Below are 23,529 nucleotides of genomic sequence, written 5' to 3' on the forward strand. Positions count from 1 at the left end.
AGTCGGGTAAATAAAAAGTTCGGACACGCTGATCCGTAATTTTGGCAAACCTGCGCGTGGTGTGTGTGGTGCGGTTTTGCACCACCGATGGCTCGCTATCCGGGTCCCATCGCCGCGGCGGCGGCCTGGGTGAAGAGATCGACGAGCTGGTTGCGGGTCAGCGAGGCCATCATCTGCTGGGCGGCGCGCATGTCTTCGCCCACGATCCAGGTGGGCCCGTTGGTGAGGTTGTCGAACGCCTCGGCGATGACGTCCTCCACGGCGGCCGCGCCGGGCGGGAGTGCGTCGGGTGAGTCGATCTGGCCGCGGCTGTATTCGAGTTGCCGCAATGCCGGCGTGTTGGTCTTGCCCAGGATCAGGCCCAGGACGTCGACACCCTTGTCGTGCAGTTCGGCCCAGAGCGCTTCGGCGAAGACCATGTCGAACGCCTTGGAGGCGCCGTAGACAACCATGTTCGGTCCGCCGGCGAATCCGGCGCCGGACCCGAAGATCACGATTCCGCCGCTGCCTCGCTCGACCATGGCGGGTGCGAAGTGGTGGCAGAGCCGCATCGGCATCATGCAGTTGCGATGCACCATCGCCTCGGCGGCCTCGATCGGATTAGCAAGGAACGGTTGGAAATTCGGGTCGCCACCCGCGCAGTACACGAGGAAGCCGATCTCCAGGTCGGAGGTGGCGGCCGCGATCGCCGCTGCCGCGTCGGGTTCCGCAAGATCGACCGCAAGGGTTCGGGTTTGGACGGATGTTCGCGAGCTGATCTCGGCCGCGACCTGCTCGAGCACCGCCTGGCGTCGCGCCAGCAGCACGACGTTGACGCCGCGCTCGGCAAGGCCCGCGGCGAACGCCGCGCCGACGCCGTCGGAGGCACCGGCGACGAGTGCCCACGGCCCGTACTTGGTTGCGAATGTCATCTAGTTGCTCCCCACCGCGGCGACACGTACGGAGGTGAAGCGGCGCCGCGCGATGCGCCACCCTTCGGCGGTCCGGACGATCTCGTCGTCGTAGAAACCCCACGCGTTGACGCCGGATTGGTTGTCGCCGAACATGATTACCGCATCGACGTAGGTGCGGGCCGAGGCCTTGTCGCCGTCGACCGCGATTACCTGGTTCGTCAGGCGATGAAGGGTATGACCCGCCATCGCGTGAGTCGTGTCCATGAACTCCGTGACGGCGTCGACTCCGTTCCATCTGCCGATCTCGCCGTAGTCGAGTTCGCAGTCGTCGGTGAACACGGTACGAAACAGCGGCCAGTCACGACGGTCGATCCCGGTGGCGTAGCGCACCAGCAGATCCGAAATGTCTTGGCGGTCCTCACGTTCGGTCACGCGACGTCTCCGTTCGGGTGGACCACGATGCGCGGTGGGCCGTCGGACTTGCGGGCCAGGTCGAGCGCGGCCGGCACGTCGTCGAGGCCGATGATCTTGCCGATGCTGGGCAGCGGGTCCAGCCGTCCGGACGCGATGGCATCCAGCGTTCCGTACCAGTCCTGCGGGTGGGGGCCGCCGCCGAATTGAATGGTGACGCCCTGACGGGTCGCGGTGGTGATGTCCAGCGTGTCACCGGTGTACCAGCCGCCCGCGCAATAGATGCGGGTCGCCATCTCTGCGGACTCGACGATCGTCTGGATGAGCCCGGCCGCGCCGACGCATTCGAACACGACCGCCGGTCCGGGCAAGCCGTGTTCGGCGCGAACGTCCCTGAACGCGTCGAATGGTGACTTCTCGGCGGGATCGACGACGACGTGCGCACCGAAGCGGTCGCGGGCGAGTTCGCGGCGGTCGGCTTTGTAGTCGGCCACGATGATCGGTGCGATACCGCGACTGGCCAATGCGGCGACGGCCGAGAGCCCGATCGCTCCGGCGCCGATGACGACGGGGACCTCGCCCTCACGCAGCTGCGCGGACCTGACGTAGAACTCGCCGACGGCGAACGCATCGGTCAGCGCGACGGCATCGCTGGAGACGTCGCCGGTGACCGGCTTGGCTGCCACCTCCGAAACCACCAGCAGCTCACCGAAACTGCCTTGCGCCTCGGGATGCTGGCCGATGATCCGCATGCCGCCGGCCCCGCCGTCCACCAGTCGGACCGGCATCGCCGTCACCCGCGAGCCGACCTCGAACTGGTCGGTGCAGCCGGCCCCGTGCCCGATCACCTCGCCGACGAATTCGTGGCCCAGCACGATATCGCGGTCCGTGTCATACAGCGAGCGGCCGGTCGGGTCGTCGATGGCGAGTTCCGGATGGTCCATGAAATGGACGTCCGACGCGCAGATCGCGGTGCTCAGCGTCCGCAGCAGTAGCTCGCCCGGCCCGGGCCGGGGGTCCGGCGTCTCGCGGACCTCCAATCGCCCGTCTCTGAGCACCGCAGCGCGCAAGGCGAACCTCTCACATTTCTCGAATAATCGACATATAATCTCGAATGTTCGCTACAACTGTAGGAATCCCGTCGCGAAGGAGTCAAGACATTCGCGGGTCGTCGTCGGCACCGACCGCCCGGGTGCTCGACGTTGTCGAGCTCCTGGCCCGGTCCGGCAACGCGCGGCTGCGATTCTCCGACGTCGTGCGCGAGCTCGATCTCACCCAGGCGACGGCACACGCGATCCTCAAGACGCTGTGTGATCGTGGGTGGGCCAGCCGCGATCCGGTCGCAAAGACCTTCACGCTGGGACCCGCGCTGGCGGTGGTGAGCGCGCGGATGGACGCCGCCCGGCCCCTCGCCCATGCCGCGCGTTCCGCGGCGCTACGACTCTCCCGCGAGGTCGGCTACGCCGGCTCCGTGGTCGAACGGTTCGGCGATTCGCTTGTGGTCACGGCCTTCGAGGGGGACCCCGCCACCCAGCCGTCGGGCATACCCGGTGATCGCATCCCGTATGCCCCGCCGTTCGGCGTGGCGCTCGCGGCCTGGGACACCGACGAGGAACAGCGCGCATGGATCCGCCGGGGCGCCGGCAGCAACGACGATCGCACGCGGCGACTGGAACGCGTGCTGGAGCACACCCGCGACCGCGGATTCGACGTCGACTGGACAACGCCGGCGCTAGCACAGGCCGTCCAGGTGGTGGGCACGTTGGACAGCAACGAAATGCCGATGCCGGTGCGACACATCCTGGACCAGTTGCTCGTGGAGTTCACCACCATCGGCTTTCTCTCCGACGACAACCCCGGCCGCCGCAAACAGCCCGTGGTAACCGTCGCCGCACCGGTTTTCGACCATCGCGGGCGCGCCGCCCTCATGGTGGCCGTGCATCCGTTGTGCCCCCTCACGGCGCGGCAGATCGAAGCGATCGGGAAAAAGCTCACCGCTGAAACGTCGGCCATCAGCGAATCCCAACGGCAGGAGGCAGCGGCAACTCGCGCCGTCTAGCGTAGGGAGGTACCGACGCGCGGAAGGCGAAAAGTCGTGGCACATAACTACGTTGTGGATGACCTTGCCGGCTTTGTCGTCGGCGCCGAGCAGTCGGACCTGGGCGAGCGGCCGCGGGCGCTGCTGAAGCAGGGGCCGCGCAGTCGTCCCCGCTTCTGACGCCGCGTGCCCCCTTGCGCGGCTCGCCACGCGCGTTGAATGATCGGCCATGCGCAAAGATCGCGGCATCAATCGGTGGGAGTTGGTTACCTGTGCGCTCGCGGGCCACGTCACGTACGCGCCGGACGAGGAGGACCTCGCCGCCCGGCTGAGCGGTACCACCGGGCTGGGCGAGGTGTGGCGCTGCCTGCGTTGCGGTGAATTCACCGTCGGCGAGCCACACGCACGTGGCCACGCCGAAGATGCGCCGATGATCATGCGCGGCAAGGCTTTACGCCAGGCCATCATCATTCGCACCCTCGCGGTGGAACGCTTGTTCCGCGCGGTCGTGATTGCGTTGGCGGCATACGCGGTGTGGAAGTTTCGTGGGGCGCGCGGCGCAATCCAGGCCACCCTCGATCGCGACCTGCCCATTTTCCGCGCCGCGGGATTCAAGGTCGATCAGATGACCATCGTGCACGAACTGGAAAAGGCGTTGGCCGCCAAGCCGTCCACCCTGGCCCTACTGACGTTGATGCTGACCGCCTACGCGCTCATCGAGGTCATCGAAGGCGTCGGCCTGTGGTTGCTGAAGCGCTGGGGTGAATACTTCGCGGTGATAGCCACCTCGGTCTTTCTGCCGCTGGAGATCCACGATCTGGCCAAGGGCATCACGATGACTCGCGTGGTGACCTTTACCATCAACATCCTTGCGGTGATCTATCTGCTGATCTCGAAACGGCTGTTCGGTCTGCGGGGTGGGCGCAAAGCCTATGACGAGGAGCGACGCGGTGAACAGCTACTCGACGTCGAACGCGCCGCCATGACGAGCTGACGAGGGCGGTTGCATGGGTACATACGCGATCACCGGGTCCGCCTCCGGGATGGGCCGCGAGACCGCACACCGGCTTCGGGGCGACGGCCACACGGTGATCGGCGTCGACATCAAAGACGCCGACGTCACCGCGGACCTGTCCACGCCGCACGGGCGGCACGAGGCCGCGCAGGCCGTCCTGGACGCTTCTGCCAGCAGGCTCGACGGTGCGGTGCTGGCCGCCGGCCTGGGCCCCGGCCCGAGCCCGGATCGTCCGCGTCAGATTGCCCAAGTCAACTACCTCGGTGTGATCGAGCTGCTCGCCGCCTGGCGACCGGCGCTGGCCGCCGCGGAACGCGCCAAGGCCGTCGTCGTGGCCAGCAACTCCACGACGACGGTCCCGGCGGTTCCCCGCCGAGCCGTGCGGGCGTTGCTTGCGCACGATGCCGACAAGGCCGTGCGTTCGGTGAAACTGTTCGGCAAGGCCGCGCCTACCATGATGTATGCCGCCTCGAAAATCGCTGTCAGCCGTTGGGTTCGGCGGCATGCGGTATTGCCGGAGTGGGCGGGCTCGGGCGTGCGACTGAACGCCCTTGCGCCCGGGGCCATCATGACGCCGCTGCTGGCCGAGCAGCTGTCGAATCCCACCGAGGCCAAAGCGGTCCGGTCGTTCCCGATTCCGGTCGGCGGGTTCGGCGACGCCCGGCATATGGCCGACTGGATGTGCTTCATGTTGTCGGATGCCGCCGACTTCCTTTGCGGCAGCGTTGTTTTCGTGGACGGCGGCTCGGACGCCTATTTCCGGGCCGACGACTGGCCGAAACCTGTGCCGGCGTATCGACTGTTGGGCTTTCTCCGACGCTTCAGAAGCGGCAACGGCACGCGCGACATGTGACAGACAACGCGCGCTGCTTCGGTTGTGCCCGACACCACAACGATGCTTCTCGTGACGTTTACCGGCGCGCGGCACATTGGTAAAAGAGCCGCGGTCAAATTCGATTAGTCGGCTCACCGGCCGAACAAACAAAGGATCGAGATTGTGGCAACCATGCAGGGCCGGATCGACCGGAGCCCTACCAACCTCGACGTCGTCACCCCCATCAAAGCGCGCGCCTGCGATGCGCTTCAGGCCGTGCTGGGAAGCAGGTCACGCCGGGCGGGCGGCGAGCTGAGGGTGATGCGCAGAGGCGCTGAGCGCTGCTGATCGCCAGTCACCTTTAGCCAACTTTCCCGCGGACGTGCGGCGAGCCGCACGCTCGACACCGAACGTGTGGCCAGACGCACGTTCGGCGCGAAACCGGGCCGGCCCCCACGTGCGCGCGCAAAGTGTTTGGATTGCCCCATGGCCGACACCGAACCCGAAACCATCGTCAAAGCCACCCGCGCAATCTCCGCCAGCGCGGAGCGAATTTTCGAACTGATCGCCGAGCCATCCAGCCAGCCGAGCTGGGACGGCAACAACAACCTGGCCTCCTCGGCTCCGGGGCAGCGCGTCCACGGGGTCGGAGACGTGTTCAAGACGACGTTGACCAATGGCGCGGTGCGGGAGAACCACGTCGTTGAATTCATCGAAGGCAGCAAGATCGCCTGGTGCCCAGCGGAACCCGGAAAGCAACCGCCCGGCCATCTGTGGCGCTGGGAACTCGACCAGATCAACGCCACGCTGACCAACGTCACCCACACCTACGACTGGACCGCGCTGACCGACCCGACCCGGCTGGAGAAAGCCCGCTCGACGACGCCCGAAATGCTGCGCGAATCGATGGACAAGCTCGCCGCGCTCGCCCAGGCCGGGCAATAATGGCTCTTCCATCGCCGGCCGACGGCCGCGCCGCCATCGTGACCGGCGCCTCCTCGGGCATCGGCGAACACTTCGCCGAGATCCTTTCGCGGCGCGGCCACCACGTTGTGCTTGTCGCCCGCAGCACCGGCCGTCTCGAAGAGCTAGCCGGACGCTTGGGCCCGCACGCGCACCCGCTGCCCGCCGACCTGTCCGACCGCTCCGCACGCGCCGCGCTGCCCGACCGGGTCGCGGCGCTCGGCCTGACGCCGGACATCCTGATCAACAACGCGGGCTTCTCCACGCTCGGGCTGGTCGCGAAATCCGTTCCGGAGCAAGAAGTCAACCTCGTCGAGGTCGACGTGGCCGCCGTGGTCGATCTCTGCAGCCGGTTCCTGCCCGGCATGGTCGAACGCCGCCGGGGCGCCGTGCTGAATGTGGCGTCGATCGCCGGGCTCGGTCCGCTGCCCGGTCAAGCGGCATACGGGGCCGCCAAGGCGTTCGTGTTGTCCTATACCCACAGCCTGCGCGGTGAGCTGCGCGGGACCGGCGTTGGCGCGACCGCGCTGTGCCCGGGACCGGTGGACACCGGGTTCGGTGAGGCGGCCGGTTTCTCCAAAGAAGAGGCCGAAGCGGCGCTGCCCCGGATCATGTGGATTCCCGCCGAGAAGGTGGCGCAGGCCGGCATCGATGGGCTGGCGGCGGGCAAGGCCGTCGTCGTACCCGGTCGCGTCAACCGGGTCGCGTCGGCCGTTTTCCGGGTCACACCCCCGGAGTGGTTGCTGCCGTTGCTCTCCCGCGGCCACCCGGCCATGAAGCGCGACTGAGCCTCATCCGTTCTTGCCGCGCACCCACTGCAGCGTGCCGAAGGTGTTGACCCGCACGCTGGCGAATCCGTTGTCTTCCAGGATGTCTGCGATTTCGTCATCGTCGAACGCGTGCGCCCCGACGTTGGGCAGCAGCTGCCACAGACGCGCGGCGCGACCCGCGGTGGGGACCATGATGGCCAGCCGGCCGCCAGGTCGCAGCACCCGTGCGATCTCGGCGAGGGCGGCCGCCGGGTTCGGAATGAGTTGCAGCACGGCCAGCGAAACCACGGCATCAACGGTGTTGTCTCGCAAGGGAAGTCGTTGCGCGTCAGCCCGAATGAACCCGACCTGTGGGCCCGCTTCATTGCGGACGGCCCGGGTCAGCATCGGTTCGGAGATGTCGACGCCCAGGGCCAGCCCGTCCGGCCCGGCGGCCGCCGCGAGCGACGAGGTGATGTTGCCGGGGCCGGAGCCCACATCGAGCGCGGTGCCGCCCAACGGGATGTTCAGCCACTCGACCGGGTGCTGCCACGCGCTGATCAGCCGGCGCGCCAGGGCCTGGGCGTTGTCGTAGAGCGCCGACCCGAGCGGTGATGCCCACGCCGCCTGGATCGGACCCGTATTTTTGGGAACGGCACCGTCGGTGCTCAGTAGATCGAGATAACCCTTGCTCACGTCGGGATCCGCCGGGGGATCGGCAAGTAGATCAAGCGCTCGGCGCAACGCGGGAGGCAGCGAGACGTGCACGTCGGTCATGTGTCTTCCTTCGTTCAAATACCAAGCCGGACACCGAAATCGAGCCGGGAGCCGTCGGCACTTCGAATTTGGCGCAGCCCCCTGACTCGCAGCCTACGCCGAGCGGCCGGGTGCTTCGACCCGCTCAAAATGTGACCTTCGTTAACGGTTGACGACGGCGCGCTCGCGCACCAACGCGCACAACTGCCAGTGGCCCGGCACGCCCTTGAGCGCGCTTTCGCCACGGTCGGCGAACCGGTAGCGCGATCCGGTGACGATGTCGCGCACCGTCGAGGACACCAGTACCTCGCTGGCCCCGGCCAGCGCCCCCACCCGCGCGGCGATGTGCACGGCCATGCCGGCGATGTCGTTCTTCAGCGCGCCGCGCACCTCTACCTCGCCGGCGTGCACGCCCACCCGGACCTCGACGCCGAGCACTTGGATGGCGTCGACGATTTCGTCCGCGCAGGCGAGAGCGGCGCTGGGGCTGCTGAAGGTCGCGACGAATCCGTCCCCGGCGGTGTTGACCTCGCGCCCGCCGAACCGCTGAAGTTCGTGACGGATGATGGTGTCGTGGTTGTCCAGCAGGTCGCGCCACCGGTTGTCGCCCAGCTCCGCGGCGCGCTCGGTGGAGCCGACGATGTCGGTGAACACGATCGTGGTGAGCAGGCGCTCGGCGTCCGAGCCGCCGCGCATGCCGGTGATGAACTCCTCGATCTCGTCCAGCATCGGCCCGGTGTTGCCGACCCAGTAGAGGGTGTCTTCGCCCGGTAGCTCGACGAAGCGCGATCCGGCGATGTGCTCGGCCAGATATTGACCGTGCGTGATCGGGGTGAAGTCGGAGTCGCGGCGATGCAGGATCAGCGTCGGCGCGGTGATGCGCGGGAGCGTGTCGCGCACGTCGGAGTGCCGGATGGTGGTGATCATCGCGCGGGCCATGCTCGGCGAGGCGGCGCGGTTGCCGGCCGTGTCCCACCAGGAGCGAAACGCGTCGTCGTCGGCGACGCTCGGCGCGATGATGCGCAGCATGTCGAAGCCCTGCTCGACGGCGTCGGGGTCGGTGAGGATCGTCGTGTAGGGATCGAGGGTGTCGAGTTCTTGGCCCATCGGGTAGTCGGGCGCGTACAAGGTGCGGGCCCCGCCGTTGATGATCACCAGGCTGCTGACCCGGTCGGGGTAATCGGCGGCCAGCACGAGGCCGGTCATCGCGGTGAAGCCCGGCGCCACGACCGTGGCACGCTCGCATCCCACGGCGTTCATCACCGAGACCACGTCTTTCGCCCAGAATTTCGGCCCGATCATGTCGATCGAGGGCACCCGGGACGAGAGCCCGATCCCACGCTGATCGAGCCGGATCACCCGGGCGAAGGACGCCAACCGGCGGTGGAAGCGGTACATCGACGGCTCGGCGTCGACCGAGTCGATCGGAATCGACGGCCCCGGCAGCAGCACCAGGTCGATCGGCCCATCGCCGAACATCTGGTAGGCGATGTCCGTGTCGCCGCAACTGGCGTATCGGGTTCGTGGTGTCCCAGAAAACCCAGGCACGGATACCAGGCTAATTCAGCACACCGACAAGTCGAAGAGCCGTCAGCGGCCGATGATCGGGACCAGGTAGCGGGCGGCGTAGGCGCGGACGGCCGAGTCGTCGGAGATGTCGAGCCGGTCGGTGGGGAAGACGATGATGCCCAGCGCGACGCGCAGCAGGATGTCGGCGATGTCGGCCAGGTCGGGCTCGGGCATCTCGGCCCCGCATCGGCGCAGGGTATGTGCGATCCCGTCGGCGAACTGGCGGATCGGAAACGCGTGCGATCGGGAGAACATGCCGAGCAGTTCCGGTTCGCTGTCGACGATCCGCGAATACAGCGGCGAGTCCTGGACCAGACGCACACCGAGCGCGAACGCCTCGATCACGGCCTGTTGCGGATCGCAGCCGGCGGTGGCCCGGTCAAGCGTTGCGAAGAACAGTTCGGCCTCGCGCCGTACCACCTGTTCCAGCAGGTCGTCCTTGGTGGGAAAGCGCCGATATATGGTGCTGCGGCTGACCCCGGCGCGGGCGGCGACGTCTTCGATGTTCGCGCGACGCACGCCGTAGGTCTCGAAGACCGCTCGCGCAGTATCCAGGATGGTGCGCTCGAGGTCGGTCCTTTCGCCGAGGTCAAGGCTGCGGTTCTGCAATCAGGACCCCCAGGGCAGTCTCGGCGCGACGATGCTATCGTGACACAAAGATACTCGTTTGTTTCTCTGTATCACAACGGGGAGGAGGGTGTGATGACCGCCGGACAGGATTTCGACTGCGGGGTGCGCGAAGCGGTGGCGATGCCCGTCGAGGATGAAATCGCCGACGCGCTGCCGCGGCTGGGGCCCGATTCCTTGATCTGGAAGTTCTACGGCGATCACCGCACCCAATTCTTCGGGTTCCAGCGCACGGCCGGCGTCGAGAACTGCATCGAGCAGCTCGCCCAGGGAGTGCTCGATCACTCGGTGGTTTTCAGCGACACGCTGGGCCGTGCCAAGCGGACCGCACCTCCGCTGATGAAGACCGTCTACTCCGACGCGCCCCATGAGTGGGGCCGTAGGGTGCGGGATTTCCACAAGCCGATCAAAGGCACCATCAGCGACGGTTCGAGGTACCACGCGCTCAACCCCGAGTTGTTCTACTGGGCCCACGCGACGTTCGTCGACCAGGTCATCTACAACACCGACACCTTCATTCGCCGGCTGTCGCGGGCGGAGAAGGAGCGGATCTTCAACGAGGGCAAGGTCTGGTACGGCCTCTACGGGGTGAGTGCCCGCAACCAGCCGCAGACCTATGACGAGTTCGTCGCCTATTGGGACGACATGCTCGAGCGGTTCGTGCCCCACAAAACCGTGCTGTACGGCACCGGCTACATCCGCAAGGGGATACCGGGGCCACGCTGGATTCCCAAGCCGGTCTGGAAGGCCTTGTCCGCGCCGCTCAACGCCTACACCCGTCTTGTTCTGGTCGGAACCATGCCGCCACAAATGCGCGAGGTGTGCGAACTGGAATGGGATGCCAAGAAGGAGAGGCGATTTCAGCGGTTTGCGGCGTTCGTGCGTGCGCTGAATCCGGTCGTCAACCGGCTGCCGCTCTGGTTCGTCTACACGCCCTGGGCGGCCGCGGCGTGGCGCCGCGCCGGTGTCGACCCGCGCCGGTTGCACAACCGCCCCGCCGCTTAACCGATCCGCAGCAGGCGTTCGGCGTTGCCGTGCAGTTTGACGCTGTCTGGCACCCGCGCCTCGGCGGGGCGGAAACTTGATGGTTAGACGGCGTCGCATTGGGGCATTCGGCAACGTCGGTCGGGTGAGCGGACCGTGACGAAACCCGAAGGAGGAGACCGCGATGCAGATGACGGGCAATACCGTCCTGGTCACCGGCGGGGGCAGTGGGATCGGCCGGGGCCTGGCCGAATCGTTCCACCGGCTGGGCAACCAGGTCATCATTGCGGCTCGGCGCCGCGAGCTGCTGGAGACCGTCGCGCAGGCCAACCCCGGCATGCAGAGTTGGTCGCTGGACCAAAGCGACCCCGCCGGCATCCGGCGATTCGCCATCGAGCTGACCGACCGCTACCCCGACCTGAACGTCGTCATCAACAACGCCGGGATTCAGCGGGTCGAGGACCTCATCAACGGCGAGGTGGGCACCGCCGAGCGGACCATCGCCATCAACCTGTTGGGCCCCATCCGGCTGACCTCGGCCCTGATGCCCTCGCTGCTGAGGAGGCCGCAGGCCGCGATAGTCAACATCACCTCGGGTCTTGCGTTTGTGCCCAGCGCCCTCACGCCGACGTACTGCGCCACCAAGGCGGCGCTGCACTCCTACACCCAGTCGCTGCGTTTCCAACTGCGCGATACCTCCGTGCAGGTGATCGAAGTCATTCCGCCGCAAGTGCAGACCGCGCTGCAGGGCGAGCGCGGATTCGACCCGAACGCGATGCCGCTGGACGAATACATCACCGAGACGATGTCGCTGCTGCAATCCCAGCCACAGGCCGACGAGATCGTCGTGGAGCGTGTCAAGGAGTTCCGGTTCGCCGAACGCAGCGGGGTTTACGACGACATCTATCCCGCTTTCAACGAGGCCGTCGCGTCCGAACTCGGACGCACCGGCGGTTGAGGAAGGACATCGGCCGCGCGCCGAAAACCCGCTAGTCGCTTGGATTTTGCCGCGGCGTGGGACAACGTTCAGGGTCCGTATGCCCGGCGGGTAGGACGAGCGTGGCGGGCCGGCCGGTGATGGGACAGGATCGATGCCATGGCCCCGGTTGACCTTTCGCTCTTGGACGTCCCCCGATCGGTGCCCGTGCCGGACCCCGAGGCCTACCTGCGGGCGGCGATCGGCTGGCACTTCGGAAAGGACACCGGTTCGCGGTTCTGGTTGCGGATAGCCCCGACGCTGGACTTCGACCCCCTGACCGACGTCAAGACCTTTGCGGACCTGCGGCTGTTTCCCAACCTCGTCAACGAGCTGCGCAGCGTGCCGGTCGAGGACCTCATCCCGCGCGGCTATGGACGCCAGGTGCCGGTGCCGCAGATATTCGAATCCGGCGGCACCACCGGCGCCCCGAAACGGACTGTGCAGCTGCCGGATTGGATCGCCCAAGTCGTGCAGTGGCAAACCGAGGACTTCGCTTCGGGGGGTTTTCTGGCGGGCCGCGGCTTCCTGTGCCTGATGCCGAGCGGACCCCACGGTGTGGGTTACTTCTCCCGGCTGGTCTCCGAGCGCCTCGGGTCGGTGTTCCACCCGGTCGACATCGATCCCCGCTGGGTCAAAAAGCTCGCCGCGCGCAATGCGGGCACCGAGGTCGCGGCCTACATCGACCACGTCATCGAGCAGGCCGTCGACATCCTGCGGACACAGAACGTCGCAAATCTGCACACCACTCCGCCGCTGCTGGAGGCGCTTGCCCGCGACGATCGGGTGGTGGAGTTGGTGAACGCCAAGGTCCGCTACCTGTTGCTCAGCGGCGCCCATGTCGACGCCGACACCCTCGATCTGCTGCGCGAGATCTTCCCGGAGACGACGATCACGATGGCCTTCGGCAGCACCATGGTCCTGTCGCAGGCCGTCACCCGCACCGACGGAGATTCGTTCGTCTTCGATCCGCGCACGCCCTACGTGGTGTTCTGGGTGGTCGATCCTGACACCGGAGAACGGGTGCCGTACGGCGGGCTCGGCCAGGTGGTGATGAACCACATCAGCAAGGGAATGTTCATACCCAACAACGTCGAACGCGATATGGCGATTCGGATGCCCGGGCCCGCGGCGGAAATCAGCGATTCGGTCAGCGCCGTGCGCCCCGTCACGACCTTCGAGGGCGAGCCCGTCATCGAGGGCGTCTACTGATGGCCGGCGAAATAACCGGTGTCACAGCCGATTTAGTGCAAATCGACGCGCTCGGACCCAGCGGGGAGTATCGAACCCGCAACCGTGAGGTCGTCACTACCACGGCCGGAGCGCCGGCTATCGAGCTCAGTATCGTGCCACCGCTTTATGTTTCGCGCACCATCAGCGCGCAACGCAGGGTCCGGCCGCTGCCGCCTGCCCGGCGCGAAGCGGCTCTGGCCGCTGCGGCCGAAATCTTTTCCACCGCCGTCATCGCCGGATTGGACTTCGAGGCGTATGTCGGGCTGGCCAGCCGGATTTCGGGGCTGCCGATCGCGGTCACCCGCGCCGGGGCGCACGGGGTGGCCGCAGCGGTCGCCTCGGCATTCGACGCGGTGCGGCCGAGTCGGCCCGTCGGTGCCGCCATCGACTGGCGCGACGAGCTGGCCCGCCGCGGGGGCGCGGTGTGGGCGCGGCGCGGCGAAGTTTTCGCGGTCCACGCCGCCGGCAACGGCCCGGGCGTGCACGGCCTGTGGCCGCAGGCGCTCGCGCTGGGCTACCGGGTCGCGGTGCGTCCGTCGCGTCGCGAGCCACTGACCGCGCACCGGCTGGTGAATGCCCTGCGCCAGGCGGGATTTCGCCCCGCAGACGCGGTGTATCTGCCCACCGACCACGGCGGGGCGGACGAGATCGTCCGGGCGGCCGACCTGGCCATGGTTTACGGGGGCCAAGACGTGGCGGACAAACACGCAAACGATCCGACCGTCATGGTCAACGGGCCGGGTCGGGCCAAGATCCTGATCACGGCCGACCGCGACTGGCGCGAGCACATCGACCTGGTCGTCGACTCGATCGCCGCTCTGGGCGGGATGGCGTGCGTCAACACCACCGCGGTGCTCTACGAGGGCGATCCCGGCCCCCTGGCCCGGCAGATCGTCACGCGGTTGGCGGCGATCGAGCCGCTGCCCAATGACGACGAACGCGCCGTTCTGCCCACCCAACCGATCGACAAGGCGCGGGCCATCGCGGGCTACCTGGCGGCCAAGGCGTCGGGCGCGACGCCGTTGCTCGGCGCCGATCAGGTGGTGGCTGCCCTCGGTGACGGCGCCGCCGCGCTGCGTCCGGCCGTGCATGTGTTGGCCGAGCCCGGCTCGGGAAAGCTAGCTGACACGCTCAATGTCGAGCTGCCCTTCCCCTGTGTCTGGGTATCGCCGTGGTCACGCGGTGCCGGCGTGGAGCCGCTGCGGCATTCGCTGGTCGTCACCGCAATCACGGGCGACGACGAGCTGATCGACGACCTACTCGCCGAACCCACGGTCGCCAACGTGTACCGCGGCCGTTACCCGACCTTCCACTCGGCGCCCGAAATCCCGCACGACGGCTTTTTGGCTGACGTCCTGATGCGCAACAAGGGCTTCATCGGCGACTAAGGCGGTCTGGTAGCTGTAGTTACGAGTCGAGTAACGTGGGGACGACAGCGCGCCACCAGGACTAGTCAGCCATTTCGGTGAATGCGGTGAGGGTGAACGTAATAGCAGAGGCCGTCAAGAGGGCTACCGACCGACTGGCCAATCCGGCGCGGATATCGGATCCCGACAAGCTGCGCGCGGCTGTTTGCGGCAACACCGTGATGGTGACCGGCGCCTCCTACGGAATCGGCGAGGCGACGGCCCGCAGGCTGGCCGCGGCGGGCGCGACCGTGCTGGTGGTAGCCCGATCCGCGGAACGGCTCGACGACCTCGCGGCCTCGATCAACGCCGGCGGCGGTAAGGCGGTCGCTTACCCAACAGACCTCACCGACGAGGCTGCCGTCAGCGCGCTGACCAAACAGGTGACCGAGGACTACGGGGCGCTCGACATCGTGGTCAGCAATGCCGGTAAGTCGCTGCGTCGCTCCCTGCACCACCAGTACGACCGGCCGCACGACTTCCAGCGCACGATCGACATCAACTACCTCGGGCCGATCTGGCTGCTGCTCGGCCTGCTACCGGCCATGCGCGAAAACGGCGTCGGGCACATCGTGAACGTGTCCAGCGTCGCCGCGCGCGTCGTACCCGGGCCGCAATGGGGCGCCTACCAGGCGTCCAAGGGGGCATTCGATCGCTGGCTGCGCAGCGTGGCGCCGGAACTGCACGCCGACGGCGTGGACGTCACGTCGGTCTACTTCGCGCTGGTCCGCACCCGGATGATCGCGCCCACGCCGATCCTGGGCCGGCTTCCGGGTCTGTCTCCCGATGAGGCCGCCGACGCTATCGCCAAAACCATCATCGAGCGGCCCCGCAGCAACGAACCGCCTTGGCTCTGGCCGGCCGAGCTGGCCTCCGTGCTGCTGGCCGGGCCCGCCGAGCGCGCCGCCCGGCTGTGGCACCGCCGGTTCTTCGCCAACACCGGCGGCAAGGATCGGGCATGACCGACAGTGTGGTCGGCACGACGGCGCGGGCACTGCTGTCATCCGGACTGCTGAGCCCGCCCGCGCCGATCGGGGTGTTCCGCCTGGCCCGCGAGGTATATCGAGGCGGCACGAACCTCTACACCCTGCTGGCCGTCGCGACGGCGCGCTGGCCGGCGCGCACCGCGATGATCGACGACGACGGCGCCATCAGCTACCGCGAGCTCCAGGAAAAGACCGAATCGCTGGCGCGCGGGCTTGCCCTCGACGGTGTCGGGCCGGGCCAGGCGGTGGGGATCATGTGCCGCAATGGACGCAACTTCGCCGCGTCGGCCTTCGCCGCCGCCCTGGTCGGCGCCGACGTCGTGCTGGTGAACACCGAGTTTCGCGTCAACGCGCTGGCCGGCGCGTTGAGCGCACACGAGATCGCAACGGTGTTCTGCGACAACGAATTTGCCGATCAAGTACGCGGCGCGGGCGAATCCATCAGGGTGATCGACCCGGCGACCGTCGAGCCTGCGCCTGGTGAAGCGCGGCCCAAAGTCGCCGAATCGGGCCGGCTCGTTCTACTCACCTCGGGCACCACCGGGGTGCCTCGCGGCGTCCCGCGGGTACCGAGGATGAGTTCGGGAATCGGTGTGGGCATGACAATTCTCGAGCGCACCGGGCTGCGTGTCGGGTCGCGAATCGCGGTGGCGGTGCCGATGTTTCACGGCCTGGGGCTCGGCATGCTGATGCTGACGGTAAGCCTGGGCGGCACCGTGCTGACCCATCGGCGCTTCGACGCCGAGGCCACCGTAGCGCGGGCCTCGCTGCAGCGTGCGGATGCGTTGAGCGTGGTCCCGATCATGCTGGCGCGCATCCTCGACCTGCCCCAACGGGTGCGGGCGCGAAACCCGTTGTCGTCCTTGCGGGTAGTGATATCCAGCGGCGACCGGCTCGATCCCGGTCTGGCCCGTCGATTCATGGATGCCTACGGCGACATCCTCTACAACGGCTACGGTTCCACCGAGGTCGGCATCGGAGCCCTGGCAACACCGATCGAACTGCGACACGCCCCGGAAACGGTGGGTCGACCCGTCGCGGGATGCCCGGTGCGGATTTTCGACCGGAACGGAAGGCCGGTCGGGCCGCGCGTCACCGGTCGCATCTTCGTGGGCGGTGAACTGGGCGCGGACGGCTACACCGGGGGCGGCGCCAAGGACATCATCGACCGGATGACCAGCACCGGCGACATGGGCTACCTCGACAACTCGGGCCGGCTCTACATCGTCGGCCGCGAAGACGACATGATCGTCTCAGGCGGCGAGAATGTCTATCCGCGCGCACTGGAAAACGCGCTGGCCGACCATCCCGACGTCGCCGAGACCGCGGTCATCGGCGTCCCCGACGAGCAGTTCGGCCGGCGCCTGGCGGCGTTCATCGTCGCGCGGCGCGACATCGACGAGGCGGGGTTGCGGGAGTACTTGAAGGGCAAGGTCTCTCGCTTCGAGCAGCCCCGGGACATCCAGGTCGTGAGCAGCATTCCACGCAATCCCGCCGGCAAGGTCATCCGAAGCAAACTGCTCGAGGCATAGCGAGGCCGCGCCGGCGGCGAGTAGCGCAACGTTAGTGCCGGCCATTTGTGGGTAGCCGACATCGCAAGACTTCTGTGCACGTGTGGAGGTGTGCGATGCCGGTTACGGCGGGGCACGTTCCCGGGTTGACGTCGGGGTTGCGTCGGGTTCGCACGGACCCGAAGCGTTTCCGCAACGGGCGCTGGTACCTGTTGGCCGAGGGCGTGCTGGTGAGTGCGTTCGGCATTGCCGGGCTGGTCTCGGCGGCCCTGCATCCGCATGCCGGGCCCACCGGCGCCCCGGTTCTCGGCCTGGCGACGGCTCCGGCGCACAGCGCGATCCTGCTGGCGTTCGGGGTGGCGGCGATTGCGGCGGTCAGCCATCGCCGCGCCGCGGTAGCGGTGACCGCGCTGAGTGCGGTGGCCTACATGGTGCTGTTGTTTTTCAGCGCCGTCGCCACGTCGCGCGACATGCCGACGGCGGTGGGGTTCCACGCCGCGGACGTCGTGCTGCATGGTGTGCTGGCGGTGGTCAACCTCGGGCTGCTGATGTGGTTGATTCCCGACGAGTTGGGGGATGAGGCCTGGGTGCGCCGGCGCGGGCGCCGCCGCGATCCGCGACGGCCTCCGGCTGCGGCAGTGCCCGCGCGGGAGTCGGACGCGCCTGGCAGCACAAGCCAGCCCAGCTCAACCAACCCGCCCAGCTCAACCAACCCGCCCAGCTCAACCAACCCGCCCAGCTCAACCAGCCCGCCCGAGTCGACGAAGCCGCCCGAGTCGACGAAGCCGCCGGTCGAGGTGCACCCCACGCGTCGCCGCAGTCCCGACCCACCGGGGACCGCGCGGGCGCCCGAGCCGGTGCGGTTACGCGCCACCGTCGTGCCGGTGGCCCTGGCGGTCCTGGCGGCGGTCGTCGTGATCGTGGTCTGGATCCGCCACCACTGACGCCGCCGGATCGTCAACGCTGGAACGGTTGCCAGCCGTCTTCCGGCTGGGCGAGACGGTCGGCGATGACGGACAGCGTTTCCAGGTTGTGGCCGTATCCCAGATGGCTGCAGTGGACCTCAACGTTTTCCGTCCGCGGCGCCGGGAGGCTGGTGCAGCACTGCCAGGCGACGATCCCGTCCGTCTTGCTGTAGATACAGGTGGTGGGCGTGGTGAGCGGTTGCTCGCGGCGGCTCCGGGCCGATTCCGCGACGGCGTCGGTGGCGTCGGTGCCGCGGTTGAGCAGCCGCCATACCCTCCAGGCGGTGCTGGCCCGATGGTTACCACGGAACGGGGAGCCCAGGGTGATCACCGATCGGACCTCATCGGGGAACGCGCGCGCCAGCTCGCGGGCATAGATTCCGCCGGCGCTCCAGCCGATAATGCTGACCCGGCGCCCGCCCGTCCTTTCGCGGATGTGGCGCAGCCGTTCCGGCAGCGTCTCCTTCATGCTGGCGCGGTAGCCGACGTTGTACCCGAGGCCCCAGTCGTAGACCCGGTATCCCAAGCGGCGCAAGACATTTCGTAGCAGATCGGTCGAGAGGGGGCCGGCCAGAAACCCGGGGATCACCAGCACGGGATGCCCGTCGCCGCGCGGCCAATCGGCGATGTGCCGCCGCAGTCCGCGGCGGGCGGCCAGGTACTCGAGCCCGGTGCGCCATTCCAGCGCACGCAGCAGAGGTCCCGGTGCGCGCGCTTCAGCGGCATCGGGGACGCCAGCCGGGTCGTGCCGGGGAAAGTGGGCCGGGTCGCTCACGCCTGGCCCTCGTCATCGTCGACCTCGTCATCCAGACCGACGGTTCTGGCCAGCCACTTGGGCGCCAGCGCCGAGATCGCGGTGGCGCCGCCGGTCGCACCCAGCACGCCCGTCCAGGCCACGGGTCCCAGCGGCGTGCATCCGAAGAACTGGCTGATGACCGGGGTCTGCACGATGCCGACCAGCACCCCCGCGCTGCCCAGCGCGGTCGCCACCACGAGGGGGCTGTGTCGGCGCGTGAGCAGGGTCTGCGCCAGCTGGGTCGTCACCAGTGCGGTCAATCCCATTGTCGCCGTGCGGCGTTCGCTGCCGGGCGTCCAGCGGCCGATGGCCCAGGCGGCCGTCGCCCCGGCGGCCGTGACTGCGCCCCGGGTGACGATCTGGCGCATCAGCGGAGCGTCCAGGGAGGGTGTAGGCCCGGTTAGCACCGCGCGCTGGTGTTCGCGCCGCGCCTCTTCGGCCTCCTCTGCGGTGTCGTAATCGGCTTCGACGGGTTCGACGTATTGCGAGGTGACGGCGACCGCGAGCGCGGGGAACATGTCGGTGAGCAGATTGACCAACAGCAGCTGACGGGTCCCCACCGGAGCCCGGCCGGTGCCCAGCGCCGTTCCGATGATCGTGAACAGCACTTCGCCCACGTTGCCGCCGACCAGGATCGTGACCGCGTCACGAACGCCGGACCACATGCTGCGGCCCTCGACCAGCGCGTCGAGCAGCACACCCAGATCGTCGTCGGTCAAGACGATGTCCGCGGCGCCGCGGGCGGCCGAGGACCCGCGACCGCTCACCCCGATGCCCACGTCGGCCATCCGGATGGCGGCCGCGTCGTTGGCGCCGTCGCCGACCATCGCGGTCACTCGGCCGCAACGCTGCAGCGCGCCGACAATCTGCACTTTCTGTTCCGGGCTGACGCGGGCGAACACCTGAACGTCGGCGACCAGTTTGGCGCACGCGTCCTCGTCCAGGCCGGCGAGCTCGGCACCCGTCACCACCCGTGCGTCCTCGGACATGCCCAGCTGGCGGGCGATCGCGCGTGCCGTGACGGGGTGATCGCCGGTGATCAGGACTACGTTGCGGTCAGCGGCGACTAGCTCTTCGATCAGCGGGCGCGAGGACGCCCGCGCGGTGTCCGCCAAACCCACATAGCCGATCAACTCCAGGTCCTGGGCGGCGGCGTCGACGGCGTCGGCGTCGGTCTCCTCGTCGTCGGTGGTGCCGTTTTCCCAGTCGCGTTGCGCCACCGCCAGCACGCGCAAGCCCTGCTCGGCAAGGCTGCGCACCAGCGACTCCGCGTGCTCGTGGTCGGTGTCCGGGTCGGCGAACCGGCACCGCGGCAACACCACCTCGGGGGCGCCCTTGAGCATCAGGAGCGGCGCCGACCCGTTGGTGCTCAGCGTGCCGATCGCGGCGGCGAAACCGCGGCTGGACTCGAACGGCACCTCGGCGAGCATCGCCCACTCCGAATCACCTTGATCGGCAAGCGAATCCGCCGCGGTGACGATGGCTTCGTCGGTGGCGTGTGCATGTCCTTGACCCTCTTGGGGTTTCGTCGACGCCCACGCCGCTGCCCGAAGTACGGCCGCGAACTGCGGGTCGGTGGTGGCCGGAAACGGATCCCGCGCGTCGGCCGCCGCCGGTACCGCGCACACGACGCGCAGCCGGTTTTCGGTGAGAGTGCCGGTCTTGTCGAAACAGATGGTGTCGACCCGGCCCAGCGCCTCGATGGTGCGGGGGGCCCGAACCAGTGCCCCGCGCGCCGTCAGCCGCTGCGCGGCGGCGAGCTGGGACAGGGTGGCCACCAGCGGCAGACCCTCGGGGACCGCGGCCACCGCGATGGCGACGCCGTCGGCGACGGCCTGGCGCAGCGACGCGCGCCGTAGCAATGCCAAAGCGCTGACCGCGGCGCCGCCGGTGAGCGTCAGCGGAAGAACCTTGCTGGTGAGCTCCCGCAGCCGGGCCTGCACACCGGCCGACGTTTCGACGTCGGCGACCGCCGAGATCGCGCGGTGCGCGGCGGTGCCGACGCCGGTGGCGACGACGATCGCCCTAGCGTGCCCGGCGACGATCGTGCTGCCCTCGAATAGCATGCTGGCCCGGTCCGGGTCGTTGACGGCGACCGGATCCACCTGCTTGTCCACCGGCAGCGACTCGCCGGTGAGCAGCGACTCGTCGACCTCCAGATCCTCGGCCACCAACAGCCGCGCGTCCGCCGGCACCACTTCCGGTGCGGCCAGGTCGATGACGTCACCGGGGCGCAGCGAATTGGCGGACACCGTGGCCGTGCGCGTGGCGCGCTGGGCCGCCTCCAGCCGGCGTCGCGTGGTCGCGACGGCCGGGACGACCACCCGGCGCACCAGCTGGTCCTGCTCGGCGAACAGTTCGGCGGCGGCAGCCTCGGCCCGTAACCGTTGTACCCCACCGGTTATCGCGTTGACGGTCATCACGCCGGCGACCAGAAGCGCGTCGATATTGCTGCCGACGATCGCGGACGCGGCCGCCCCGACGGCCAGGATCGGGGTCAGCGGATCGGCCAGCTCGGCCCGGGTGGTCGACGCCAGCCGCACCAAGCTGGTCACCGGTCCGCGCAGCGGTGCCAGCGCCGGGGTGTAGGACAGGTCGTCGAGACGGCGTCGCCACGACGGCGTGCCCGGCTCGACAGCCAATGGCCGCGCGCCACCGGCCAGCCGCGAATACACGATCTCCGGGTCCAGCGCGTGCCAGGCGGTCAGCGGCTGCGGGGTGGGATCGGGTAGCCGCAGCACCCTGGTGGCCGAGAACGTTCCCGCCACCAACGCGGTGGCCGCCGCTGCGTTGACGGGATTGAGCCAGCGGCGGAAGCTGACCGGGTTGGTGGTTCGGTCCTGCTCACCGGTGACCAGCAGCAGCCCCGCCAGCGTCGTCCCGCCCTGGGCGAGATGCACCGCCGATTCGCTGGCCGAACGGGCCACCGGGATCGCCGAAAGGATCCGCACCGCGTCGGCCAGGTCGGTGCCCGTGATGATGTCCGCGGTCCACGCCGTCGCCGCGCGTGGATCATCAAGGGCCACACCGACATCGGCGATCGCCAGGGCTGCCAGCGTGTCCGTGGACGCGAAATCACGGTGCAGCGCCGTGATCAGCAATACGGGTCCGCGATCCATGCGCAGCTCACGCACCAGGTTCAACAAAGGCGTGCCCGGCGGATACGTCGCCCCGACGCTCGCGGTCAGCTCCTCGGTGCCGGCGACATGGCGCAAGACCACCCGGGCCCCGGTCCGGTGCGCGGTTTGGAACAACGGAATCGCATAGGGATCGACCTCCCAGCCAACATCGACGCTGCCCACGCATTCGCCGTCGACCACGAGGTCGGCGCTTTCGCGGCCCTGGGCCGGCGTGTCCGACGGGCCTTGCACCGGAACCCATCTCAACCGCGCGCCGGTGGCGGGCAACTCGTCGGGATCGGGCTCGGGCGCCTCCTCGCCGTGCAGCAGGGCATCGGCGACCTCATATACCCGGTCGTCGTCCCAGCCGGGAGCATCGCCGCGCGAACGCAGAACGGCGCGGTGATCGCCGCGCAGCGCGGCGCCGTCGATCACGACGACCTTGACCCGATCCAGGCGCCGCAGCGCACCCGGATCGAGGACCAACTGTCCGGCGTTGGCCAGGCCGCGACCCAGCACCGCCGCGAACGCCTGCCGGCCCATGTGCGCCGCTCTCGGCACTCCGGCCTCGATCGCCCCGGCCGCGTCCTCGGTACCACCCCCGGCGACCAACGCGCTCGCGGCCGCGATGAGCGATCCGTTCGCAGCCGAGTCGACATAGCTCTCGACCGGGCCCGCCATCGATCCCTTCGCGGTGTCGATCGCCGCGTCGATGGATCCGCCGACCACGACGTGCGAAGCCTCACCCGCCGCCGCGGCCGGCCAGCTGTGCCGCGGCGCGTGCGATGTGGCCCCGGCCGACGAGATGACCGGCACCACCGGGGCCTGCGGCCGTTCGGGCGAGGCCAGCTGGGGCTCCCGGTCGCGCCACACGCGACGGTGAGCCGTCGCCTCGGAGATTTGCAGGGTGCGTTGCGTGAAATCGAGCAGCGGCGTGCCGACCGCTTGGGTCAGCCCATGAGCCGCGGCCGTCGTCGCCGCAAGCGCGACATCGGTGCCCACTCGACCCAGCCGCGACTCCAGCAGTGAAACCATGCGCGGCTGATGATTGATGAGGGCGGCCGCGGCCCGGGTGGTCTTCGGTGCGGCGGGCAGGCGGGTGACCCACCCGGTCACGGCGGCGCTCACGGCAATGAGGTCCATTGCGGCGGCGGTCAGCGGTACCAGAACCGCCAACGGGTTGCCCGGGTCGGCGAATGGCGCGGACAGGGGCGCCGATCCCGGTCCCGACGACGCGACGTCGTCGGCGATCGAAGCCACCGTTTCCCGCACTTCGTCCAGGACGACGTCGTAGTCGGCGTCCTCGGAGAGTTCGATCACCAAACGGCCCAGGGAGCCCTCGACATGGGCCTTGGCCACGCCCGCAATCCGGCGAACCGGTTCCTCCACCACCGCCGCGTACTCATGCCAGCGCGGAAACGGCAGCAGCGGATCCAGGTCCAGGTGCACCCGGTGCCCGCTCTGCCAGCGCACCGGGGCCGCGACGCCATTACGGGAACCGTTGGGGGAGCCGTTCATCCCGAACGCTCGGCCCGTCGAATTGGCTACCGAATGCGCCACGGGCCCGGCAAGCTCCACCACCGGGCTGACCAACATCTGCACTGTGCCCGCGGCGCCGGCCGCGGTGGACACGCCGGCTCGCACTACTTGGGCCGCTCCGCCGGTGACGCCAGCGACGACGCTGGCAACACCCGGAATCTTCATGTGGCCACCCTTCG

21 protein-coding genes are annotated in these 23,529 nt (G+C 68.6%); 13 read left to right on the forward strand and 8 right to left on the reverse strand.

Annotated features, from left to right (window positions below; translation table 11 throughout):
* Nucleotides 1-95 precede the first annotated feature (95 nt).
* From A5747_RS00395 to A5747_RS00405, 3 genes are read right to left on the reverse strand one after another with little or no spacing between them, the layout of a single operon-like run.
* Complete coding sequence (locus A5747_RS00395) at nucleotides 96-911, reverse strand: SDR family NAD(P)-dependent oxidoreductase (protein ID WP_076121348.1); 816 nt, start codon at nucleotides 909-911, stop codon at nucleotides 96-98.
* Nucleotides 912-1,325, reverse strand: a complete 414-nt coding sequence (locus A5747_RS00400; RefSeq protein ID WP_076121350.1) for a nuclear transport factor 2 family protein — start codon at nucleotides 1,323-1,325, stop codon at nucleotides 912-914. It lies immediately after the preceding gene.
* On the reverse strand, nucleotides 1,322-2,374 hold the full coding sequence (locus tag A5747_RS00405; RefSeq protein ID WP_076121352.1) for a zinc-binding dehydrogenase: 1,053 nt from the start codon (nucleotides 2,372-2,374) through the stop codon (nucleotides 1,322-1,324). The genes A5747_RS00400 and A5747_RS00405 overlap by 4 nt, the downstream gene beginning before the upstream one ends.
* A gap of 122 nt (nucleotides 2,375-2,496) precedes the next feature.
* On the opposite strand from A5747_RS00405, the gene A5747_RS00410 reads away from it, so the two are divergent.
* From A5747_RS00410 to A5747_RS00430, 6 genes are all read left to right on the forward strand, one after another.
* Nucleotides 2,497-3,363 (forward strand): helix-turn-helix domain-containing protein, encoded by an 867-nt coding sequence (locus tag A5747_RS00410; RefSeq protein WP_076121354.1) that lies wholly within the window; start codon nucleotides 2,497-2,499, stop codon nucleotides 3,361-3,363.
* A 36-nt stretch (nucleotides 3,364-3,399) separates the two neighbouring features.
* Nucleotides 3,400-3,522: a hypothetical protein gene (locus tag A5747_RS25625; protein ID WP_255376683.1), complete on the forward strand. Its 123-nt coding sequence runs from the start codon at nucleotides 3,400-3,402 to the stop codon at nucleotides 3,520-3,522.
* Nucleotides 3,523-3,571: 49 nt separating this feature from the next.
* Nucleotides 3,572-4,336, forward strand: a complete 765-nt coding sequence (locus A5747_RS00415) for a DUF2127 domain-containing protein (RefSeq protein ID WP_076121356.1) — start codon at nucleotides 3,572-3,574, stop codon at nucleotides 4,334-4,336.
* 13 nt (nucleotides 4,337-4,349) lie between these two features.
* Nucleotides 4,350-5,210, forward strand: a complete 861-nt coding sequence (locus A5747_RS00420; protein ID WP_076121358.1) for an SDR family oxidoreductase — start codon at nucleotides 4,350-4,352, stop codon at nucleotides 5,208-5,210.
* A gap of 447 nt (nucleotides 5,211-5,657) precedes the next feature.
* Nucleotides 5,658-6,116: an SRPBCC family protein gene (locus A5747_RS00425; protein WP_076121360.1), complete on the forward strand. Its 459-nt coding sequence runs from the start codon at nucleotides 5,658-5,660 to the stop codon at nucleotides 6,114-6,116.
* Complete coding sequence (locus A5747_RS00430) at nucleotides 6,116-6,922, forward strand: SDR family oxidoreductase (RefSeq protein ID WP_076121362.1); 807 nt, start codon at nucleotides 6,116-6,118, stop codon at nucleotides 6,920-6,922. Before A5747_RS00425 ends, A5747_RS00430 begins: the two co-directional genes overlap by 1 nt.
* A gap of 3 nt (nucleotides 6,923-6,925) precedes the next feature.
* On the opposite strand, the gene A5747_RS00435 is transcribed toward A5747_RS00430, so the two are convergent.
* From A5747_RS00435 to A5747_RS00445, 3 genes are all read right to left on the reverse strand, one after another.
* The gene (locus A5747_RS00435) at nucleotides 6,926-7,660 is read right to left on the reverse strand and encodes a methyltransferase domain-containing protein (protein WP_076121364.1); all 735 of its coding nucleotides are present in this window, start codon (nucleotides 7,658-7,660) and stop codon (nucleotides 6,926-6,928) included.
* A 141-nt stretch (nucleotides 7,661-7,801) separates the two neighbouring features.
* On the reverse strand, nucleotides 7,802-9,118 hold the full coding sequence (locus A5747_RS00440) for an adenylate/guanylate cyclase domain-containing protein (RefSeq protein ID WP_139333032.1): 1,317 nt from the start codon (nucleotides 9,116-9,118) through the stop codon (nucleotides 7,802-7,804).
* 111 nt (nucleotides 9,119-9,229) lie between these two features.
* Nucleotides 9,230-9,817, reverse strand: coding sequence for a TetR/AcrR family transcriptional regulator (locus A5747_RS00445; protein ID WP_076121367.1), 588 nt, complete (start codon nucleotides 9,815-9,817; stop codon nucleotides 9,230-9,232).
* A 93-nt stretch (nucleotides 9,818-9,910) separates the two neighbouring features.
* On the opposite strand from A5747_RS00445, the gene A5747_RS00450 reads away from it, so the two are divergent.
* From A5747_RS00450 to A5747_RS00480, 7 genes are all read left to right on the forward strand, one after another.
* A complete protein-coding gene (locus A5747_RS00450) occupies nucleotides 9,911-10,840 on the forward strand; it encodes an oxygenase MpaB family protein (RefSeq protein ID WP_076121369.1) in 930 nt (309 codons plus the stop codon).
* Between the two features lie 163 nt (nucleotides 10,841-11,003).
* Nucleotides 11,004-11,777 (forward strand): SDR family oxidoreductase, encoded by a 774-nt coding sequence (locus tag A5747_RS00455; RefSeq protein WP_076121371.1) that lies wholly within the window; start codon nucleotides 11,004-11,006, stop codon nucleotides 11,775-11,777.
* 138 nt (nucleotides 11,778-11,915) lie between these two features.
* Nucleotides 11,916-13,007 carry an AMP-binding protein gene (locus tag A5747_RS00460; protein WP_076121373.1) on the forward strand — a complete coding sequence of 364 codons (1,092 nt, stop codon included), beginning with the start codon at nucleotides 11,916-11,918 and terminating at the stop codon, nucleotides 13,005-13,007.
* Nucleotides 13,007-14,416, forward strand: a complete 1,410-nt coding sequence (locus A5747_RS00465; protein WP_076121375.1) for an aldehyde dehydrogenase family protein — start codon at nucleotides 13,007-13,009, stop codon at nucleotides 14,414-14,416. Before A5747_RS00460 ends, A5747_RS00465 begins: the two co-directional genes overlap by 1 nt.
* Before the next feature lie 92 nt (nucleotides 14,417-14,508).
* Nucleotides 14,509-15,396 carry an SDR family NAD(P)-dependent oxidoreductase gene (locus tag A5747_RS00470; RefSeq protein ID WP_198938098.1) on the forward strand — a complete coding sequence of 296 codons (888 nt, stop codon included), beginning with the start codon at nucleotides 14,509-14,511 and terminating at the stop codon, nucleotides 15,394-15,396.
* Nucleotides 15,393-16,952 (forward strand): AMP-binding protein, encoded by a 1,560-nt coding sequence (locus A5747_RS00475; protein ID WP_076121379.1) that lies wholly within the window; start codon nucleotides 15,393-15,395, stop codon nucleotides 16,950-16,952. Before A5747_RS00470 ends, A5747_RS00475 begins: the two co-directional genes overlap by 4 nt.
* Before the next feature lie 95 nt (nucleotides 16,953-17,047).
* Nucleotides 17,048-17,875: a DUF4383 domain-containing protein gene (locus A5747_RS00480; RefSeq protein ID WP_076121381.1), complete on the forward strand. Its 828-nt coding sequence runs from the start codon at nucleotides 17,048-17,050 to the stop codon at nucleotides 17,873-17,875.
* Nucleotides 17,876-17,888: 13 nt separating this feature from the next.
* Here A5747_RS00480 and A5747_RS00485 read toward each other — a convergent pair whose 3' ends face one another.
* Nucleotides 17,889-18,671, reverse strand: coding sequence for a triacylglycerol lipase (locus tag A5747_RS00485; RefSeq protein WP_076121383.1), 783 nt, complete (start codon nucleotides 18,669-18,671; stop codon nucleotides 17,889-17,891).
* Nucleotides 18,668-23,515: a cation-translocating P-type ATPase gene (locus tag A5747_RS00490; protein ID WP_076121385.1), complete on the reverse strand. Its 4,848-nt coding sequence runs from the start codon at nucleotides 23,513-23,515 to the stop codon at nucleotides 18,668-18,670. The genes A5747_RS00485 and A5747_RS00490 overlap by 4 nt, the downstream gene beginning before the upstream one ends.
* Nucleotides 23,516-23,529 lie beyond the last annotated feature (14 nt).

This window comes from Mycobacterium sp. IS-836 (genome assembly GCF_001954275.1).
Taxonomy (GTDB): Bacteria; Actinomycetota; Actinomycetes; order Mycobacteriales; family Mycobacteriaceae; genus Mycobacterium.

Excerpts from the sequence above, each read along its gene's own strand:
- A5747_RS00395 (WP_076121348.1), bottom strand. The coding sequence starts at position 911 with ATGACATTCGCAACCAAGTACGGGCCGTGGGCACTCGTCGCCGGTGCC.
- A5747_RS00415 (WP_076121356.1), top strand. The coding sequence starts at position 3,572 with ATGCGCAAAGATCGCGGCATCAATCGGTGGGAGTTGGTTACCTGTGCG.
- A5747_RS00420 (WP_076121358.1), top strand. The coding sequence starts at position 4,350 with ATGGGTACATACGCGATCACCGGGTCCGCCTCCGGGATGGGCCGCGAG.
- A5747_RS00425 (WP_076121360.1), top strand. The coding sequence starts at position 5,658 with ATGGCCGACACCGAACCCGAAACCATCGTCAAAGCCACCCGCGCAATC.
- A5747_RS00430 (WP_076121362.1), top strand. The coding sequence starts at position 6,116 with ATGGCTCTTCCATCGCCGGCCGACGGCCGCGCCGCCATCGTGACCGGC.
- A5747_RS00435 (WP_076121364.1), bottom strand. The coding sequence starts at position 7,660 with ATGACCGACGTGCACGTCTCGCTGCCTCCCGCGTTGCGCCGAGCGCTT.
- A5747_RS00440 (WP_139333032.1), bottom strand. The coding sequence starts at position 9,118 with ATGTTCGGCGATGGGCCGATCGACCTGGTGCTGCTGCCGGGGCCGTCG.
- A5747_RS00450 (WP_076121369.1), top strand. The coding sequence starts at position 9,911 with ATGACCGCCGGACAGGATTTCGACTGCGGGGTGCGCGAAGCGGTGGCG.
- A5747_RS00455 (WP_076121371.1), top strand. The coding sequence starts at position 11,004 with ATGCAGATGACGGGCAATACCGTCCTGGTCACCGGCGGGGGCAGTGGG.
- A5747_RS00460 (WP_076121373.1), top strand. The coding sequence starts at position 11,916 with ATGGCCCCGGTTGACCTTTCGCTCTTGGACGTCCCCCGATCGGTGCCC.
- A5747_RS00465 (WP_076121375.1), top strand. The coding sequence starts at position 13,007 with ATGGCCGGCGAAATAACCGGTGTCACAGCCGATTTAGTGCAAATCGAC.
- A5747_RS00475 (WP_076121379.1), top strand. The coding sequence starts at position 15,393 with ATGACCGACAGTGTGGTCGGCACGACGGCGCGGGCACTGCTGTCATCC.
- A5747_RS00480 (WP_076121381.1), top strand. The coding sequence starts at position 17,048 with ATGCCGGTTACGGCGGGGCACGTTCCCGGGTTGACGTCGGGGTTGCGT.
- A5747_RS00490 (WP_076121385.1), bottom strand. The coding sequence starts at position 23,515 with ATGAAGATTCCGGGTGTTGCCAGCGTCGTCGCTGGCGTCACCGGCGGA.